The sequence below is a fragment of the Micromonospora sp. DT4 genome (assembly GCF_049841675.1).
Taxonomy (GTDB): Bacteria; Actinomycetota; Actinomycetes; order Mycobacteriales; family Micromonosporaceae; genus Micromonospora.
In genome coordinates this window covers 15094-34539 of record NZ_JBNCKT010000061.1, presented here as the reverse complement: position 1 = coordinate 34539, position 19446 = coordinate 15094, and the positions used below count along the sequence as shown (strand labels likewise).

At 73.7% G+C, this 19446-nt stretch carries 13 protein-coding genes and 3 pseudogenes; 6 read left to right on the top strand and 10 right to left on the bottom strand.

The features are described from left to right. Positions 1-103: 103 nt before the first annotated feature. From mnhG to ACLQ24_RS18070, 7 genes are all read right to left on the bottom strand, one after another. Positions 104-487, bottom strand: coding sequence for a monovalent cation/H(+) antiporter subunit G (gene mnhG / locus ACLQ24_RS18100; protein WP_425892902.1), 384 nt, complete (start codon positions 485-487; stop codon positions 104-106). Continuing rightward, entirely contained in the window at positions 487-750 is a 264-nt protein-coding gene (locus ACLQ24_RS18095; protein WP_425892901.1) for a monovalent cation/H+ antiporter complex subunit F, read from the bottom strand. The genes mnhG and ACLQ24_RS18095 overlap by 1 nt, the downstream gene beginning before the upstream one ends. Then, complete coding sequence (locus ACLQ24_RS18090) at positions 747-1352, bottom strand: Na+/H+ antiporter subunit E (RefSeq protein ID WP_425892900.1); 606 nt, start codon at positions 1350-1352, stop codon at positions 747-749. Before ACLQ24_RS18090 ends, ACLQ24_RS18095 begins: the two co-directional genes overlap by 4 nt. Beyond that, entirely contained in the window at positions 1349-2854 is a 1506-nt protein-coding gene (locus ACLQ24_RS18085) for a Na+/H+ antiporter subunit D (RefSeq protein WP_425892899.1), read from the bottom strand. The genes ACLQ24_RS18090 and ACLQ24_RS18085 overlap by 4 nt, the downstream gene beginning before the upstream one ends. After that, entirely contained in the window at positions 2851-3339 is a 489-nt protein-coding gene (locus ACLQ24_RS18080; RefSeq protein ID WP_425892898.1) for a Na(+)/H(+) antiporter subunit C, read from the bottom strand. The genes ACLQ24_RS18085 and ACLQ24_RS18080 overlap by 4 nt, the downstream gene beginning before the upstream one ends. Next, the gene (locus ACLQ24_RS18075; RefSeq protein ID WP_425892897.1) at positions 3336-6170 is read right to left on the bottom strand and encodes a Na+/H+ antiporter subunit A; all 2835 of its coding nucleotides are present in this window, start codon (positions 6168-6170) and stop codon (positions 3336-3338) included. Before ACLQ24_RS18075 ends, ACLQ24_RS18080 begins: the two co-directional genes overlap by 4 nt. A 274-nt stretch (positions 6171-6444) precedes the next feature. Then, a complete protein-coding gene (locus ACLQ24_RS18070; RefSeq protein WP_425892896.1) occupies positions 6445-6831 on the bottom strand; it encodes a hypothetical protein in 387 nt (128 codons plus the stop codon). 178 nt (positions 6832-7009) lie between these two features. On the opposite strand from ACLQ24_RS18070, the gene ACLQ24_RS18065 reads away from it, so the two are divergent. Continuing rightward, a complete protein-coding gene (locus tag ACLQ24_RS18065; RefSeq protein WP_425892895.1) occupies positions 7010-11692 on the top strand; it encodes an Lhr family helicase in 4683 nt (1560 codons plus the stop codon). A gap of 310 nt (positions 11693-12002) precedes the next feature. On the opposite strand, the gene ACLQ24_RS18060 is transcribed toward ACLQ24_RS18065, so the two are convergent. After that, positions 12003-12611: a hypothetical protein gene (locus ACLQ24_RS18060; RefSeq protein WP_425892894.1), complete on the bottom strand. Its 609-nt coding sequence runs from the start codon at positions 12609-12611 to the stop codon at positions 12003-12005. 119 nt (positions 12612-12730) lie between these two features. Here ACLQ24_RS18060 and ACLQ24_RS18055 point away from each other — a divergent pair. After that, positions 12731-12883: pseudogene (locus ACLQ24_RS18055) on the top strand (SAM hydroxide adenosyltransferase); the annotation flags it as partial. A gap of 25 nt (positions 12884-12908) precedes the next feature. Next, a complete protein-coding gene (locus ACLQ24_RS18050; RefSeq protein ID WP_425892893.1) occupies positions 12909-13151 on the top strand; it encodes a CPCC family cysteine-rich protein in 243 nt (80 codons plus the stop codon). A gap of 26 nt (positions 13152-13177) precedes the next feature. On the opposite strand, the gene ACLQ24_RS18045 is transcribed toward ACLQ24_RS18050, so the two are convergent. Next, positions 13178-14443 (bottom strand): hypothetical protein, encoded by a 1266-nt coding sequence (locus tag ACLQ24_RS18045; protein ID WP_425892892.1) that lies wholly within the window; start codon positions 14441-14443, stop codon positions 13178-13180. A gap of 109 nt (positions 14444-14552) precedes the next feature. Here ACLQ24_RS18045 and ACLQ24_RS18040 point away from each other — a divergent pair. Further along, positions 14553-14666, top strand: a pseudogene (locus tag ACLQ24_RS18040) (Fpg/Nei family DNA glycosylase); the annotation flags it as partial. Positions 14667-15032: 366 nt separating this feature from the next. Here the strand turns inward: ACLQ24_RS18040 and ACLQ24_RS18035 are convergent. Beyond that, positions 15033-15209, bottom strand: a complete 177-nt coding sequence (locus tag ACLQ24_RS18035; RefSeq protein ID WP_425892891.1) for a hypothetical protein — start codon at positions 15207-15209, stop codon at positions 15033-15035. Positions 15210-15273: 64 nt separating this feature from the next. On the opposite strand from ACLQ24_RS18035, the pseudogene ACLQ24_RS18030 reads away from it, so the two are divergent. Further along, a pseudogene (locus ACLQ24_RS18030) lies at positions 15274-15585 on the top strand (zinc finger domain-containing protein); the annotation flags it as partial. Between the two features lie 193 nt (positions 15586-15778). Then, positions 15779-19432: a hypothetical protein gene (locus ACLQ24_RS18025; protein ID WP_425892890.1), complete on the top strand. Its 3654-nt coding sequence runs from the start codon at positions 15779-15781 to the stop codon at positions 19430-19432. Positions 19433-19446 lie beyond the last annotated feature (14 nt).

Here is a 19446-nt window from a genome sequence, read left to right as displayed (position 1 = left end):
CGCGAAGCCGCCCGACGCATCAACGCCGAACGACTTCTCACTGCGTAGCCGTCCAGTTACCCGACAGTCTCTGAGGGTGGGCCGAAGGCGCCGATAGTCCTGTTCACCCCGGCTGGGACCGGCCGTCACCACGCCCGGCCGTCGACCCGCGCTCGGCCAGCTCGTCGGCGTCGAGCAGGCCGCGGTCGAGCCGACCGGACCGGTACGCGGCCCGGCCGATCATCTGTGCCGCGACCGGCGCGGTGGCCAACTGGAAGACCGCCACCAGCAGGATCATGCCGAGGTCGGCCGGGGACCGCAGCCGCAGCGCAATCCCGAGCAGCAGCAGGAGCAGGCCCAGCACCTGGGGCTTGGTGGCCGCGTGCATCCGGGACAGGGCGTCCGGAAAGCGCAGCACGCCGATGCCGGCGGCCAGGGCGAGCAGCGCGCCGGCGACCAGGCAGGCCGCGCCGAGCCAGTCGGCGATCGTCGCGAGCGCGTCCGGCATCACGACCGCTCCCGGACGGCGAAGCGGACCAGCGAGACCGATCCGACGAAGCCGAGCAGGGAGAGCACCACCAGCACGGGCAGCGTGGTGGCGTGCCGGTTGACCGCGGCCTCCGCGCCCACCGCGCCCACCATGGTGGCGAGCAGCATGTCCGCGGCGATCACCCGGTCCAGCAGCGAGGGACCCCGGTAGAGCCGGACCAGCGCGAGCAGCGCCGTCACCGACAGCAGGGCGGTGAGGATGACGGCCAGGAACGTGATCATTGGGAGGTTCCCCTCTCGACGGGACCGGGTTCGACGCGGCGCAGCTCCGCCGCGCTGCCCACCGCCCGGACGATCCGGCGCTCGACGTCGAGGGTGCGGTCCCGGGCGAGCGCCAGGTCCGCCGGACCGTGGGTGTCCAGCACGTGCAGGTAGAGCGTCGCGGACTCCCGGTCCAGCTCGAGGACCAGCGTGCCGGGCACCAGCGAGACCGCCTCGGCGGTGAGCGCCAGGTTCAGGTCCGTACGCACCCGCAACGGGACGGCGATGATCGCCCCGCGGGGTCGGTAGCCGGGTTGCACGGCGATCCGGGCGACGTGCAGGCTCGCGGTGACCAGTTCGACGGCGAACCGACCCGCGAACGCCAGCAGCGCCCCCGGTCGCAGCCGACCCCCGAAGGTGACCGCCGGCAGTGGGAAGAACAGCAGGACCGCGCCGCCCACCAGCAGGCCGCCGATGATGTTCGCCAGGTTGAGGTCACCCCAGAGCAGGTTCCAGACGAGCACCAGCCAGCCCAGCGCCAGCGTCTGGTCCCGCCGACGCCCGAGTCGACCGCCCCGGGTCGGGTCAGCGCCCGTCGGGGGCGTGCCGCGCGGGCCCGTCACGGCACGCCGCCGGGCAGGACGGCCCGCACGTACGGCGTACGCGCGAGCAGGTCGGTGGCCGCGTCGGCGGTGACGTCGAAGAGCGGACCGGCCAGCACGGTCAGCGTCAGCCCCAACGCGACCAGGGCGACCGTCGCGCCGACCATCATGGCGGGCAACCGGACGGTGGGCTCGTCCGCGTCGATCCGGGGTGCCCGCCAGAACGCGATGTTCCACACCCGGGAGGCCACGTACAGGGTGAGCAGGCTGGTGAGCGTCCCGGCCGCCACCAGCGTCGCGGGCAGCGCCCCACCGGCCGCCACCCCGGCCTGGAGCAGGCCGAGCTTGCCCAGGAACCCGGAGAACGGGGGCACCCCGGCGAGGTTCATCGCCGGTACGAAGAAGAGGACACCCAGCAGGGGCGCCATCCGGGCCAGCCCGCCGAGGCGGCGCAGGTCGGTGCTGCCGGCGCGCTCCTCGACCAGCCCGGCGACCAGGAACAGGGTCGTCTGGATGGTGATGTGGTGCACCACGTAGAAGATCGCGCCGGCGAGACCGGCCGCGGTGCTCAGCGCCACCCCGAAGATCATGTAGCCGATGTGGCTGACCAGCGTGAACGAGAAGAGCCGCTTCATGTCCGACTGCGCCACCGCACCGAGGATGCCGACCACCATGGTCAACCCGGCGACGACCATGAGCAGGTCGTCGACCTGGCCGCCCGGGAACAGCAACGTCTCGGTACGGATGATCGCGTACACGCCCACCTTGGTGAGCAGCCCCGCGAACACGGCGGTGACCGGGGCGGGAGCCGTGGGATAGCTGTCCGGCAGCCAGGCCGACAGCGGAAAGACCGCGGCCTTGATCGCGAACGCGAGCAGCAGCATCAGTTGCAGGGTCACCCGGACGTTGTCCGGCAGTCCGTCGAGGCGCTGGGCGAGCTGCGCCATGTTGAGCGTGCCGGTGGCCGCGTACACCAACCCCACCGCGGTCAGGAAGATCATCGAGGAGAGGATGCTGACCACCACGTACGTCGAGCCGGTGCGGATGCGCGTCTCGGTGCCGCCCAGCGTGATCAGCACGAAGCTGGCCGCGAGCAGGATCTCGAAGCCGACGAACAGGTTGAACAGGTCGCCCGCCAGGAACGCGTTGGTGACGCCCGCGGTGAGCACCAGATAGGTCGGGTGGAAGATGACCACCGGCGCGCTCTCGCTGGTCTCGCTGCGACCCTGGCCGATGGAGTACAACAGCACGCAGAGGGTCACCGCCGAGGACACCACCAGCATCAGCGCGGCCAACTGGTCGGCCACCAGCACGATGCCGACCGGCGGCGGCCACCCGCCGACCGCGAGCACCACCGGGCCGTGCCGGTACGCCCGTACCAGCAGCACCACCGCGACGGTGAACGTCACCGTCAGGCAGAGCACGCTGACCGTACGCTGCACCCGGGGACGGTTGGCCAGCAGCAGGGTCAGCGCCGCGCCGAGCAGCGGCAGCACCACGGGCAGCGGCAGGAGTCTGCTCACGACGTGCCGTCCCCTCTGCCGCGTCGTAGTCGGCGGCGGGCGGGCTCCGGGTCGACCTGCTCCGGGTCGCTGCCCGGGCCCTCCCCGCCACGGTCGACGGCGGCCGCCTCGTACTGCTCGGCACGGTGGATGATCTGACGGTCCTCCAGGTCGTCCGGCACCTCGTCGTCGCCGGTGAGATACCAGCTCCGGTACGCCACGGCGAGCAGGAACGCGGTGAACCCGAACGTGATCACGATGGCGGTCAGCACCATCGCCTGCGCCAACGGATCACTCATCCGGTCCACCGGGCCGGTGCCCACGACCGGAGCGCCACCCGATCGGCCACCCAGCAGGATCAGCAGGTTGACTCCGTTGCCGAGCAGGAGCACGCCGAGCAGGATCCGGGTGAGGCTGCGCTCCAGCAGCAGGATCACGCCGCACCCGGCGAGCACCGCGACGGCGAGCACCAACACCAACGTGGGCCCGGCGCCACCGGCCGTCATGGCCGGTCACCCTTGTCGACGGCCAGACCGCCGCTCGCCGTGCCCGTGGCCTCGATGTGCCGATCCACCTCGGCGCCGAGACTGCGCAGGATGTCCAGCAGCAGCCCGATCACGATCAGGTACACACCGATGTCGAAGAAGAGCGACGTGACCAGGTGGGCGTCACCGACCAGCGGCAGGGGGACGTCGAGCTTGGCGCTCTCCAGCACCGATCCACCGGCCAGCAGCGCCACCGTGCCCGTACCCACCGCCAGGGCCAGCCCCGCGCCGAGGATGAGGCCGGCGCCCACCGGGGCGGCATCGGTCAGCTCGTACCTGCCGCCGGCCAGGTAGCGGACCACCAGCGCGAGACCGGCCACCAGGCCGCCCGAGAACCCGCCGCCCGGCGCGTTGTGCCCGGAGAAGAGCAGGAACAGCGAGAACAGCACCACCGTGTGGAAGATCAGTCGGATGACCACCTCGAGCACGATCGAACGCTGCTCCTCGTAGAGGGTTGGGCCACCCCGCAACCAGACGGGCCGGTGGGGCGGTGCGGCGGCCTCAACGGACTCCGGCCGGCGCGGCCTGGGCCCGGTGCGGGACCTCTCGAAGATCAGGCTGGCCACCCCGGTCGCGGCCACCACCAGCACCGACACCTCCCCCATGGTGTCCCAGGCCCGGATGTCGACCAGGGTCACGTTGACCACGTTGCGGCCGTACCCCTCGCCCACCGCGAGGGCCGGGAAGACGGTGGAGACGTCCGGCGCGCGGCGGGCGCCGGCCGCGACGAGGGCGAGCCCGCCCGCCACGACGCCCATCGCGACGCCGATCACCCGACGGGCCCACCGGCTGCGGCGCAGCGGCCGGGCCGAGAAACTCCGCGGCAGGCGGCGCAGCACCAGCACGAACACCGCGATGGTCGCGGTCTCCACCAGGAACTGCGTGAGCGCGAGATCCGGCGCGCCGCCCAGGATGAACAGCATGGCGCTGCCGTAGCCGGTCACGCCGACCAGCAGCATCGCGGTCAACCGTCGGCGCGCGCCGACGGCGAGCAGCGCGGCCACCGCGATCACCACCACGACCACCGGTTGCAGCGGGTTGTCCCAGAGCGGCAGCCGGGCCCGCCACGGCCCGGCGGCGAGCATCGCCCCACCGGGCAGCACCACGAGGACGACGAGAATGATGCCGAGGTACTGCGGCAGGGAACCCCGTTGCGTCGCGCCGGTGACCCCGACGGCGAACCGGTCGAACCGGCCGATGGTCCACTCGTACCCCTGATTGCCGCCGACCGGGGAACGGAGCCGGGCCAGCACGGGGGCGAGCGGCCCGCGCAGCGCGAACAGCAGGATGCCGCCGGCCAGCGCGAGCACGGACAGGCCGAGCGCCGCGGTCGGTCCGGGCCAGAGCGTCAGGTGCGCGTCGAGGGTGCCCAGCAGCTCGGCGTACGGACTCAGCAGGCCGTCCAGCACGCCGGCGGCGGGTCCGGCGAGCAGCCCGACGACGGCGAGCACGGCCGGCGGGAGCAGCATCGACGCGGCGATCGGCGCCGGTGGGACCGGTTCGACGCCCGACCGGTCGGCGAACGCGCCCCAGAGGAAACGGGCGCTGTACGCGACGGTGAGCACCGTTCCGGCGACCAGCCCGGCGAGGAGCACCGGATCGTGGGTGAACGCCGCGAACACCGCCTCCTTGGCGACGAACCCGACCAGCGGCGGCACCCCCGCCATCGACGCCGCCGCCAGCACCGCGACCCCGAACAGAGGCCGGGACCAGCGCCGCAGCCCGGACAACTCGCGCAGATCGCGGGTCCCGGCGCCGTGGTCGATGACGCCGACGACCAGGAACAGCGCCGCCTTGAACAGGGCGTGCGCCAGCAGCATCGCCGTGCCGGCCAGCGCGGCCTCCGGCGTTCCCGCGCCGGTCACCGCGACGAGCAGGCCCAACTGGCTGACCGTCCCGTACGCGAGCAGCAGCTTGAGGTCGTTCTGTCGCAGCGCCGCCCAACCGGCGACGAGCATGGTCGCCACCCCGACGATGAGGACCAACGGTCGCCACGGACCCACCGTGGCGAGCACCGGAGCGAGCAGCCCGACCAGGTAGACGCCGGCCTTGACCATGGCGGCGGCGTGCAGGTACGCGCTGACCGGGGTGGGTGCCGCCATCGCGACCGGAAGCCAGGAGCTGAACGGGAGCACCGCCGACTTGGACAGGGCTCCGGTCAGGATCAACAGCACCGCCGTGACGAGGTAGCCACCGCCGGGCAGTGGATGCGTGGCGATCTCGGACCAGCGGTAGGTGCCGGCGTGCTCGCCCAGCAGGATGAACCCGACCAGCATGGCCAGCCCGCCCAGCGTGGTGACGGTCAGCGCCTGCGCCGCCGCCCAGCGGCTGGCCCGGCGTTCGGTGCTGTGCCCGATCAGCAGGTAGGAGAAGATCGTGGTCAGCTCCCAGCCGACGTAGAGCAGCAGCAGGTCGTCGGCGAAGACCAGGACGAGCATCGCGCCGGCGAAGGCGACCAGGATGGCGGCGAACTGGGCCATCCCAGGGGCGTCGGCGTCGAAGTACCGGGCGCTGTAGACCAGCACCAGCGCGCCGACGCCGCCGACCAGCAGGGTCATGAGCCAGGAGAGCGTGGTGACGCGAAGCGCGATGTCGAGGCCCAACTGCCCGATCCACGGGTACGTCTCGACCACCGCGCCGCCGTGCCCCACGGCCGGGGTACGGGCCAGCGCCCACCCGAACGCGGCGGCCGGCGCGAGCGCCAGCGGATAGCACGCGCGCGGACCCCACCACCGGACGAGGAGCGGAGCTACGAGGGCCGCCACGAGGTGGAGGATGAGCAGTACCAGCACTCGCACTCCCGATCGAGGTGGCCGACGCTCGTGCTGCGGTGGCGTCTAGGGCCGATCACACGCCAGATCCCCGCCCGGTGGACGGTTTTGCCGGAATTAGTCACCTATGCGGCGCGAATGTGCGAATGTCTGCGGCGCCGCGTCCGCCGCCGGCGGCGTCTCGATGCTGACCGGCCAGCGGCCTGCCGCGCGGCGGCACCGGCCAGCGGCCTGCCGCGCGGCGGCACGCGGGGGCGGCAGCGACTCATTGGCGGACAGTCGACGCGGGTGGCGGTCAGCGCAGCAGGGCGTCGCCGACGGGCAGCGCGTCGTCGAGGTCCTGATCGCCCCGGCGCAATTCGGCCAGCAGGTCGACGCGGCCGAGCTGGCGGGCGACCTTCGCGACGACCCGCTCCGCGACTGCGAGGGACCGCATCGAGAGCAACCGCCCCCGACTCTCCCGGCGCAACACGAAGTAGTGCACGGCGACGCGGACCTGACCCCGGTCGGCGGCGCTGGCCCGGGCGGTGGAGACGACCAACTCCCGCAAACAGCCGGCGAGACGCTCGGCGAGTTCCAGCTCGGGCCCGTGCAGGCCGCCGCGGAGCGTGGCGAGGTGACTGTCGACCTTGCGGATCAGCACATCGGTGCCGGGCTCGACGTGTCGCGGCTCGCCGGTCATCCGATCCCTCCCACCCGGTTCGCGTTGCGGGTGAAGTTACTTTATGTTGCTCCTTGCAAGCAAGCAGTTAAGTGAGACTTAACGTGTTAATGGCGCATCACGCGCAATTTCCACACAGCGCGGCACGATCCGTCGTGGGCCGCTCGTGGTTGTCGTACCGGCGGGGCACGATGGACCGATGAGCGGGGCAGCCGTGGGCAAGGGCGAGGTGCTGGGCGGGTTCGGTCCCGCCACCCGCGCCTGGTTCGACGCCGCCTTCGCCGCACCCACCGCCGCCCAGACCGGTGCCTGGCGGTCGGTCTCCGCCGGCCGTAACGCCCTGGTCGTGGCGCCCACCGGTTCCGGCAAGACGCTCGCGGCCTTCCTCTGGTCGCTCGACCGGCTGGCCCGCGAGCCCGCGCCGACCGAGGCGCGGCAGCGGTGCCGCGTGCTCTACGTCAGCCCGCTCAAGGCCCTCGCCGTCGACGTCGAACGCAACCTGCGCGCCCCGCTGGCCGGCATCCGGCAAGCAGCGACCCGGCTCGGCGTCCCGCCGCCCGACATCACCGTCGGGATGCGTACCGGTGACACGCCGGCCGACGAGCGACGGGCCTTCGCCCGCACTCCACCGGACATCCTCATCACCACGCCCGAGTCCCTGTTCCTGCTGCTCACCTCCGCCGCCCGCGATTCGCTGCGCGGCGTCCAGACGGTGATCGTCGACGAGGTGCACGCGGTGGCCGGCAGCAAGCGCGGGGCCCACCTCGCGCTCTCCCTGGAACGCCTCGACGAGTTGCTGCCCACCCCGGCACAACGGATCGGCCTCTCCGCCACCGTCCGGCCGATCGACGCCTGCGCCCGGTTCCTCGGCGGCGCCCGGCCGGTCGACGTCGTGCAGCCGGCCACGGCGAAGACCATCGAGGTCAGCGTGCAGGTCCCCGTGGAGGACATGACCCGCCTCGACGAGCAGGAGCAGCCACCCGAGGACGCCCTCGGCGGGCCCGGGCCACGCCGTGCCTCGATCTGGCCGGCCGTCGAGGAGCGGGTCTTCTCGCTGATCGGGCAGCACCGCTCCACCATCGTCTTCACCAACTCCCGCCGCAGCGCCGAGCGCCTGTGCGCGCGGCTCAACGAGCTGGCCGCCGAGGAGGCGGCCACCGCCGCGGTCGCCCCCGCGTCGGGCGGGGGCGCGATCGTCGTACCGCAGGGGTTGTCGGCGGGCGACGAGCCGGCGGCCGACGGCGACCCGACGCCCGGCGCGCAGCGGTGGGGTGGCCCGGCCGGCCCGGCGCGCAACCGGCCGCCGGCCGAGGTGATGGCGCAGTCCGGCGCGGCGGCCGGGGCCGCGCCGGTGATCGCCCGCGCGCACCACGGCAGCGTCTCGCGGGAGGAGCGCAAGCACATCGAGGAGGCGCTCAAGTCCGGCCAGCTCCCGGCGGTCGTGGCGACCTCCAGCCTGGAGCTGGGCATCGACATGGGCGCGGTCGACCTGGTGGTGCAGATCGAAGCCCCGCCGAGCGTCGCCGCCGGCCTGCAACGCGTCGGCCGGGCCGGGCACCAGGTGGGCGCGGTCTCCCGCGGGGTGGTCTTCCCCAAGCACCGCGGCGACCTGCTGTCCTGCGCGGTGGTCGCCGAGCGGATGACCGACGGCGCGATCGAGGAGCTGCACTACCCGCGCAACCCACTGGACGTCCTGGCCCAGCAGATCGTCGCGATGGTGGCGCTAGAGCCGTGGCAGGTCGGCGATCTGGCCGTACTGGTCCGGCGGGCCGCGCCCTTCGCCGAGCTGCCGGATTCCGCCCTGCACGCCGTCCTGGACATGCTCTCCGGTCGCTACCCGTCCACGGCGTTCGCCGAACTGCGTCCCCGACTGGTCTGGGATCGGGCCAGCGACCAGCTCACCGGTCGCCCTGGCGCGCAGCGGTTGGCGGTGACCAGCGGCGGCACGATCCCCGACCGGGGCCTGTTCGGGGTCTTCCTGGCCGGCGCGGAGCGGGCCGCCCGGGTCGGCGAGCTGGACGAGGAGATGGTCTACGAGTCGCGCGTCGGCGACGTCTTCCTGCTCGGCTCGTCCTCCTGGCGCATCGAAGAGATCACGCCCGACCGGGTGCTGGTCTCCCCCGCTCCGGGTCAGGCCGCGCGGATGCCGTTCTGGAAGGGCGACCAGCTCGGCCGTCCGGTGGAGCTGGGTCGGGCCATCGGCGCCCGGGTACGCACCCTGCTGCGGCTGAGCGACGAGGCGGCGCTGGCCGCGCTGCGCGAGGGCGGGCTGGACGACTGGGCCGCCACCAACCTGATGGCGTACCTGCGCGACCAGCGGGAGGCCACCCGCTCGCTGCCCGACGATCGCACGGTCGTGGTCGAGCGCTTCCGCGACGAGCTGGGCGACTGGCGACTCGCCGTGCACAGCGTCCTCGGCGCGCGCGTCAACGGGCCCTGGGCCCTCGCCGTGGGCCGCCGGCTGGCCGAGCGGTACGGGGTGGACGCCCAGGTGATGCCCTCCGACGACGGCATCGTGGTGCGCCTCCCGGACACCGCCGACGAGCCACCCGGCGCCGACGTGGTCGTCTTCGAACCCGACGAGATCGCCCAACTGGTCCAGGAGTCGGTCGGCACCTCGGCGCTCTTCGCCGCCCGCTTCCGGGAGTGCGCCGCCCGCTCGCTGCTGCTGCCCCGCCGCGACCCGCGCCGCCGCCAGCCGCTCTGGCAGCAGCGGCAACGCGCCGCGCAACTGCTCGACGTCGCCCGCGAGTACGCCGACTTCCCGGTCACCCTGGAGGCCGCCCGGGAGTGCCTCCAGGACGTCTTCGACCAGCCGGCGTTGGCCGAGCTGATGCGCGACCTCGCAGCCCGCAAGGTCCGCCTCGTGGAGGTGGAGACCAGCGCGCCGTCGCCGTTCGCCCGGTCGCTGCTCTTCGGCTACGTGGGCGCGTTCCTCTACGAGGGCGACGCCCCGCTCGCCGAGCGCCGGGCCGCCGCCCTCGCCCTGGACTCCACGCTCCTCGGTGAGCTGCTGGGCCGGGTCGACCTGCGCGAGCTACTGGATCCGGCGGTGCTCGCCGAGACCGACCGGCAACTGCGCTGGCTCACCGAGCAGCGCCGCCCGCGCGACGCGGAGGACGTGGTCGAGCTGCTGCGGGTGCTGGGCGACCTGAGCGACGCCGAGCTGACCGAGCGGGGCGTGCCGGAGGGCTGGCTGAGCGAGCTGGAGGCCGCCCGCCGGGTGCTGCGGGTGCGGATCGCCGGTGAGCAGCGCTGGGTGGGCATCGAGGACGCCGCTCGACTGCGCGACGCCCTCGGCGTGGCGCTGCCGGTCGGGGTGGCCGAGGCGTACCTCGCCCCGGTGGCCGACCCGCTCGGTGACCTGGTGGCGCGGTACGCCCGCACGCACGGGCCGTTCACCGCCGCCGCCTGCGCGGCCCGCTTCGGGCTCGGCGTCTTCGTGGTCGAGCAGGCGCTGCGCCGCCTCGCCGCCACCGGTCGCGTCGTCTCCGGGGAGTTCACACCCGACACGGCCGGCGCCCAGTGGTGCGACGCCGAGGTGCTGCGGATGCTGCGCCGCCGATCCCTCGCGGCGCTGCGCCGGGAGATCGAGCCGGTGCCACCCCGGGCCCTCGCCACGTTCCTGCCCCGCTGGCAGCAGGTCGGCTCGTCCGCGCGGGGTGTGGAGGCGCTCGCGGCCACGGTGGAGCAGTTGCAGGGCGCCGCCGTGCCGGCGTCCGCGCTGGAACGGCTGGTGCTGCCCGGCCGGGTCGCCGACTACTCCCCCGCCCAACTCGACGAGCTGTGTGCCAGCGGGGAGGTGCTCTGGGCCGGATCGGGGGCGATCTCCGGGGGCGACGGCTGGGTCACCCTGGCGTACGCCGAGGCCGCGCCACTGCTGCTCCCGCCGCCCGACGAGGCGCTGACGCGTACGCCGCTGCACGACGCGGTGCTGGACGCACTCGGCGACGGGCAGGCGCTGTTCTTCCGTGCGCTGGCCGACCGGGTCGGCGCCACCGACGACGCCGCGCTGACCGGGGTCATCTGGGACCTGGTCTGGGCGGGGCACCTCACCAACGACACGCTCGCCCCGCTGCGGGCGGTGCTCGGCGCGGGTGGGGCGCACCGGTCGCGCCCGTCCGCGCCGCGCACCCGCTACCGGCGGCCCGGCCGGGTGGCGCTGCCCACCCGCAGCGGCCCACCGACGGTCGCCGGCCGCTGGTCGCGTCTTCCCGAGCGGGATCTCGACCCGACCAGGCGGGCCGCCGCACTCGCCGACGTCCTGCTGGAACGGCACGGGGTGGTCACTCGGGGGGCGGTCATGGCCGAGCAGGTGGTCGGCGGATTCTCGGCGGTCTACCCGGTGCTGTCGGCGCTGGAGGAACGCGGCGCGGCCCGTCGGGGCTACTTCGTCGAGGGTCTCGGCGCGGCACAGTTCGCGGTGCCGGGCGCGGTGGACCGGCTGCGCGCGCTGGCCGAGCCGACCGACGGCGCGCGGGGCCGCAGCGGGCCGACCAGCGTCCTCGCGGCCACCGATCCCGCCAACCCGTACGGTGCGGCGCTCCCCTGGCCGGAACGCGTCGTCGACTCCGGCGACGGCGCCACCGCCGCGACCGGACACCGGGCCGGCCGCAAGGCCGGCGCCCTGGTGGTGCAGGTGGGCGGCGACCTGGTGCTGTACGTGGAACGCGGCGGCCGGACCCTGCTCTCCTACACCGACGACACCGAGACGCTCGCGACGGCCGGTAAGGCGCTCGCCGACGCCGTCCACTCCGGAGCGTTGGGCGCGATATCGGTCGAGCGGGCCGACGGCGAGGCGGTGCACTCGTCGCCGCTGCGTGACGCGCTGACCGCCGCCGGCTTCCGGGCCACCCCGCGCGGCCTGCGCCTGCGCGGCTGACCCACCCCACGCCGCTGAGCTGCCCCGCGCGACCTCCGCCCACGCGGCTGAGCTGCCCCACGGCCTCCGGGCGTTGCTCACCCGATGCGCGGCGTCCACGCGCGTCGCCCACCCGCCGCACGGGACAGCGGCACGGCAATCGGGCAGCTCTCCCCGTGACGCGGGACGGCGACTGCCCGGCACCACCCCAGCGACGGTGATGCCGGTGAGTCATCAAGATGACTCACCGGCATCACAGCGAAAACCACCATGCCCTCGACCGCCGACGCACGACGCCCGGCGGGTGTCTGGCGTCTGGCGTCTGGCAGTCTCAGCGGAGCCCGTTGAGGACCTTCTCGTAGCGGAGCCGGTCGGCTGCCGGTGTCTTCGCGTCGAGGTAGTTGAGCACCACGGCACCGCGCCGGTACGACTGGCCGCCCCACGTCTCGGCGATGTCGCTCGCGCTGGTCTCGTCGGGGAACACGTAGACGGTGACGCCGTCGGTGGCGACGATCTCGGCACAGCCCAACCCGAGACCGTCCGGCCCGCAGTCGACCGAGCGGTCCTTCGGGTGCGTCACCCGTAGACCGGAGGCCTTGAACGCGTCGACGACCTGCCGGGCACTGGGCGCGCCCGCCGGGCGCTGGGGTAGCACCACCAGTGGCGGACTGGCCGGCCGGCGTTCGACCGGTCCCTGCCGCGGCGCCGACGGCACAGTGGACGGCGCGACGGACCGTGGTGGCGGCGGTGCAGCCCCGTCGGTGCGGGACGGGACCGGCGAGGGATTCGGCACGCTCGGCAGATCGGTGGCCTGGACGGCCGAGGACGGGACCCCGGGGGGCGCACTCGACGGCTCGGTGTCGTCACCACGGCCGCAGCCGGCGATGACGGCAGCGACGACCAGCAGGACCCCGACGGCGGGCAGGCTCCGAAGTGTCACAGGCGCAGTCTGCCCAACCACGCTGGGCGGCGCGAGAGGCCGGTCGGTCACCGCGCTGTCCGCTATCCGCCACCCGGGTCAGCCGGGTCGGCCCGCCCGGGCCGACGCCACCCCACGTGGCGGTGCGCGGACGGACGTTCGGCGACGCGCCACACCAGGCCCTCGTGGTGTACGTCGACTCGGCCGACCGGGTGGCGGTGGCGGTCAACGGCGGTCGGGCGGTGGACATCCTCGGGGTACGCCCGGGTGACCTCCTGCGGGTGGCCGGGTGACATTCGACTATGGAATGCTGCCCCGGTGGGTGAACACGTAGTTCCCGTGGGCTGTCCCTGTTGTGCCTCTCGGACCGGCGGCGGGACCTGCCCGGTCTGTTTCTGGACCGACGACGGTCAGAACGACGCCGACGCCGACGCCGTGCGGGGTGGCGCGAACGGCGACCTGAGCCTGTCGCACGCCCGCCTCAACTACGCCGTGTACGGGGCGAGCCACCCGCGTTACCAGGACATGGTGCGCCCCGCCCGCCCCGACGAGCGCCCCTGAGGAGCGCCCGCCGAGGCGAGGTCGACTCAGCAGACCGGTACGGCCCCGCCGTAGACGGTCGAGACGTACGCGTGGCTGACGTACTGCCCGGTGGCCAGGCGGTTCCACCTGGTGGTGGTGCGGTACGGGCCGGCGACCGACTGGCCGGTGACGTAGCACTGGACCGGCACGTTGGCGAACCGCGCCGCGAGGCCACGGACCGCGTACGAGGTGCTGGGCCCGGTGCGGATGTTGAGCGGCCCGTCGCCCACCACGGCGCGCGGCCCACCGCCGGTCCACAAATAGGCGACGTCCACCCAGGCGTTGGTGGTGAGTTGCAGGCCGTCCCAGAAGGTGCCGTCGGCCAGGTCGATGCCGGCCGGGTTGAGCACCGTACGCCCGAACTGGTCCCGCCCACCGTTGTAGCCGGACTGGTAGGCGGCCTGCGCCTCGGGCCGCCCCTGGGGCAGGTTCTTCCAGTTCTCCCGGACGGCGGACGGGTTCCAGTAGTCGTCGCGGGTGTTCCACGGCCCGACGTCCCAGACCGGGGCGTACTCGCAGCGGGCGCCCGTCGTGGTGCAGACCCGCACGGTGTAGTCGCCGGTGTTGAGCGGCGAGAGACCCCGGCGCGACGGTAGCGCCGCGAAGTGGTCGCGCGGCTGCACGGTGCGGCCGTTGGCGGTCAGTTCGCCGACCAGCCCGATCCGGGTGGCGTACACCCGGTAGGTGAGTCCGGGCGTGGCGGCGGAGACGGCGGCCGTCGCGTCGGCGGTGAGCTGGACGGTGCGTACCGTCGCGGTGGCCCCGCCGGCCCGCGCGGTCAGCACCACCCGGGTCTGCACCCGGCTGACCGGCCGGTCGAAGACCGCGCCGGCGGTCGCCGGCCACCACTCGGTCCAGCCGCTGAGCCGCCACCCGCGCACCTGCGCCTCGACGCTCGCGCCGGTGGGGACGTCGGCGCTGATCTCGGCGCGGACCCGGGTGGCCGGGCGGGCGAGGGTGCGCGGGGCGGTGAGCAGCATGCCCTCGGCGAGCGCGCTGTGCGGGCTGCGGGGGCTGCGTCCGGCCGGGTGGGCCGCACGGAGCCGCAGCCCGGCCGCGGTACGGCGGACGTTGACGTCGTCCCGGTCGACGACGGACAGGTCGGCGCTCCACCGTTCCGAGGCGGGCGCGGCGGTCAGGGTGAGCGACCCGGCGGTCGCGGGGGCGGTGGTCGGGACGGCGCTGGCGACGGGCACGAGCGCCGCGGTGAGCACGAGGGCGAGGGTTGCGGCGAGGGTAGCGGGTCGGATACGACAATGGCGTCGTCTCATGGGCATTCTCCTCAGAACTCCCTGACCATTGCATGTCCGGAGATCATGAGGAACCTGACTACAAATAGCGACACATGCGAATCTTGCTCGATAGAGGGAGGATGGCACCGTGCCCGAAGGTGACACCGTCTGGAACACGGCCCGCGTGCTGCACCGCGCGCTCGCTGGCGCGCGGCTGACCGGGTCCGACTTCCGGGTGCCACGGCTGGCCACCACCGAACTCCCCGACGCCGACCCGGCCGACCTGCATGAGCGGTTCATCGCCTGGACGCGGTGACCCGCCGTGGGCAGCATCCACAAGGGCAACGAGGGCTTGCACCACAGCGACCAGTCGCACCGCTGGTCTGGCGGTCCGGCCGACGAAGCGGGTCAGAGAGCCTGGCAGGCGGCGCTCAAGGCGCACATGGAAGACCACCGGCGCGGCAAGGACGTGAGAGCACCGACCACCCCGAGCAAGTTACTGCGAACAGGTCGGTACGGTGCCCGGTCGCGGTGATGGTGACCTCGATCTTCAGCCCCGACGTGTAGTCCACTTCCTGATCAAGTCCCCGGGCGGAGGCTGCAACCTCCGTTCCGGGGGGCGAACTGTTCAGCGCCGGCGGTAGCGGTTCGCTCTGATGAGCGTCTGCGGGATCCACACCGCAGCGAGCGCGATGATCACCGAGCATCGCGGGTCCCAGGTGAGGCCGAGCGTCGCGGCGGCACCGAGGACGAACGCGACACCGACGACCAGCGCCACAGCCAGGGCAACGATCACGTTCTTCATCTTCGGCGCTCCTTGCGTCGCTCGGCCCTGGCCATCATGTGTTTTAAAATCTTTGTCGACCTGGCTGGGCAATCTCTACAAGTGCGAGGTGCTGTTCCTGCGGGGCGTGTCGCCGTGGACACCCGTCGGCGCGGTGCCCGATCTGCCGGGCATGGTCGCGCTCGCGCAGCGGTTGCTGGCCGCCAACCGTGGACGCTGGACGCAGAGCACCACCGGCTCGCTGCACCGGGGGCAGACCAGCTACGTGTACGGCCGCCGCGCCCAGCCGTGTCGCCGCTGTGGCGCCGCCATCGGCAAGGAGGAGCTGGGCCAACGGGTCACCTACTGGTGCCCGGTCTGCCAGCCGGAGCAGCCGGCGACCCCGCCGCCGGCCTGAGCGGCCCCCGCCGACCGCCGACGGGGCGATGCCGCGCTCGCGTCGGCGGGTCAGCGCAGATACGGACGATTGGGTAATTCCTAACCGGCCCTCGACGTCGCATGCTGCGGTTGGGTGCTCACCGCCTGTCAGCAGAGTGCCGAGGACCGCCCCGCCGGGGTGGCGTTCCTCGTGCCCCGACCCGGGGAGAGTCATGGCGATCTTCCGCAGGCTCCGCTCCACCTTCTTCTACCGGCCCGCCCCTGACGGGCTCGGTCGGACGGCATCCGTCCCGACCGCGCGTACCGCCGAGGAGGCCACCCCCACGACGAGCCTGGACCCGTCCGCCGAGCCACGCTGCTTCGGGCCGGTGCCGAACGTCGCCCACAGCCCCCGCCCGAGACGTGATTCCGGCGGCCGGCTGGTGCCGGGCACCGGCCTGCGCAAGTTCGTCGACGCGCTGCCCGTGCCGGGCGAGAAGGCGCTGCCGGTGGCGGTGCCCGACACGATCAGCTACCCGGGCTGCGACTACTACGAGATCGGGCTCCAGGAGTACGCCCAACGCCTGCACCGGGACCTGCCGGCCACCCGGCTGCGCGGCTACCGGCAGCTCAACCTGGGCACCGACGCGGCGGGCCACAACACGGTGCCGCCACCGGAGCGGCCCTGGCACCTCGGCCCGATGATCCGCGCCCGGCGGGGCCGACCGGTCCGGGTGAAGTTCATCAACCAGCTCCCCACCGGCCGGGCCGGCGAACTGTTCCTGCCGGTCGACGAGACGGTGGAGGGGGCCGGAATCGGGCCGCTGGACGGCCCCGCGCCGTACCCGCAGAACCGGGCGGTGCTGCACCTGGCAGGGGCGCAGACCGGGTGGACCAGCGCGGGCAACCCGGGGCACTGGATCACGCCGGCCGGGGAGATCACCCCGTACCCGACGGGTGTCGGCCTGACGCCCGTGCCGGACATGCCCCCGCCCGGCGCGGGCGCCACCACCCTCTACTTCCCCAACGAGCAGAGCGGCCGACTGCTGTGGTTCCACGACAACACCCTCGGGCTGGCCCGGCTCACCGTCTACGGTGGGCAGCTCGCGCCGTACCTGCTCACCGACCCGGTCGAGGACCAACTCGTCGCCGACGGGGTGCTGCCGGCCGACCAGGTGCCCCTGGTGATCGAGGACAAGACCTTCGTACCGGACGACACCCAACTGGCCGCCGAGGACCCGACCTGGGACCGGGAGCGCTGGGGCGCCCGGGGCAGCCTGTGGCACCCCCACGTCTACCAGCCCCGGCAGAACCCGTACCGGTCCGGCGGACGCAACCCCACCGGCCGGTGGGACTACGGCCCCTGGTCGCGCAGCCCGGCGCCGGACGGCTGCCGGGCCGACAGCGGACCCATGGTGGACGGTTGGCCGATGGCCGAGCGGATCGCCGGCGAGGCACCGCTGACCGGCCCGGGTCCGGTGCCGAACCCGCACCACGATCCGGTCGGCGGCAGCGCCGAGCCGCCGCTGCGTCCCGGCGTGCCGCACCCGTCCGCGGTGCCGGCGGCGTACGGCGACACCCCGCTGGTCAACGGGGTCGCGTACCCGTACCTTCGGGTGCGCCCCGCGGTGTACCGCCTGCGCATCCTCAACGCCTGCCTGGACCGCAGCCTCAACCTTCAGCTCTACCGGGCCTGCTCGGACGCGCCGATGTGGGCCGATGACGGCGGCCTGGTTGACGCGGACGCCGGGGAGGTGCCGATGGTGCCCGCCGTGCGCTCGGCAGAGCGACCGGCCGGTTGGCCCAGCGACGGGCGCGACGGCGGAGTGCCGGACCCACGGGCCGCCGGCCCGGAGTTCGTCCAGATCGGCAACGAGGCTGGGCTGCTGCCCGCCCCGGTGGTGCTGCCGAACCAGCCGGTCGGCTACCGCTACGACCGGCTCGACCCGACCGTGCTGAACATCGACGGCCACACGCTGCTGCTGGCCCCGGGCGAGGGGGCCGACGTACTCGTCGACTTCTCCAGCGTGCCGCCGGGCAGCACGCTGATCCTCTACAACGACGCCCCGGCGCCGCTGCCCGGCTTCGACCCGCGCTACGACCAGCACACCGACGCGCCGGACCGCACGGCCGAGGGCGGCCCGCCGCCCACCGAGCCGGGGTACGGCCCGAACACCCGCACCCTGCTCCAGTTCCAGGTGACCGGCACGCCCGAACCCCCGTACGACCTGGACCGGCTGCGGGAGCGGCTACCCTCGGCGTACGCGGCCAGCCAGCGCCCACCGATCGTGCCGCAGCCGGCGTACGATCCGGCGTTCGGCAGCCGGACCCCGGCCCAGACAGTCATCTCGGCGTACGCCGACGCGGTGACGTTCACGCCGCCGGCCGGCGCCGGCCCGGTGACCCTGCCGATCGAGGTCAAGGCCGCGCAGCAGGTCTTCGAGCCCGGTCACGGCCGACTGGCCGGGCGACTCGGGGTCGGTCACCCGCACACCGGGCCACTCACGCCGGCGACCCTGCCGCTCGGGCCGACCGACCCGGTGACCGAGGTGCTGTTCGCCGCCGATCCGGCCACGCCGGTCGGCGCGGCGACGGACGGCACGCAGCTCTGGCGGATCAGCGGCAATGTCCGGCAGACCGAGCCGCTGCGCTTCGGCGGCTGCGACGTGCAGATCGTCAACCGGGTCGGCTGGGACGGCACGCAGCGCCCCCCGCACCCGGCGGAGCTGGGCTGGAAGCAGATCGTCCGGGTCAACCCACGGGAGGACGTGGTGGTGGCGCTCCGCCCGATCGCCCCGGCCCTGCCGTTCAAGCTGGGTGACAGCGTCCGGCTACTCGACCCCGGTCGGCCGGCCGGTTCGCGGACCGGGTCGACGCCGGTCAGCCCGACCGACGGGGGACCGGCCGTGGTGGTCAACCAGATGGTCAACCTGGGTTGGGAGTACCGCTGGCACAGCCAGCTCGCCGGCCACCGCGACCTGGGGATGAGCCGGCCGCTGGTGCTGCGGGTGACGCCGCGCGCGCCCACCGGGCTGACGGCCACGCCGGTGCCCGGCTCGGCCACCGCGCTGCCGGCGATCGCCCTGGCCTGGACCGGCAATGGTGGACGCCCACCCGCTACCAGCCACCTGCTGCAACGGGCCACCGACGGGTCCTTCGGCGGCGACATCACCACGATCACCGTCGCTGCCACCGCGACCCGCTACACCGACGCGACGGTCACCCCCGGAGTCACCTACCACTACCGGATCCGGGCGGAGAACGAGGTGAGCTACTCGTCCTGGTCGAACAGCGTGCCCGCCTCGGTGCACCTCGCCGCGCCGGGCGGACTGATCGCGGCGATCCCGCCCGCCGCTCCGCTGCGGGTGGCGCTGCGCTGGACGAACCGGTCCTTCGCCACCGGCATCGACGTGCAGCGGGCCACCAATCCGACCTTCACCAGCGGGCCCGGCACCACCGCGATCGGGGTCGGCGACAACCACCTCGACACCACGGCCGCCCCGGACACCACGTACTACTACCGGGTCCGCACCACGTACCTGGGCGCCGCCTCCGCGTGGTCGACGGTGGCCGCGGCGAGCACCCCGCCCGCGCCGGGCATCCCGAGCGAGGTGAGCGCCACCGCGAGCGCGCCGGGGCTGGACACCGCCACGGTGGTCTTGGGTTGGACGGCGGACACGCCTGCCGGCCCGGGGTCGGGGTTCATCGTGCAGCGGGCGCTGGACCCGGCGTTCGCCCAGGAGGTGGCGACCTTCACGGTGACCGGTCGCGGCTTCACCAACACGGGTCTGGCCCGGAACGTGACCTACCACTACCGGATACGGTCGTTCAATGTCGTGGGCAGTTCGCCGTACACCGGTCCGATCCCGGTCACGACGCCACCGTGACGGGTGGGCGGCGC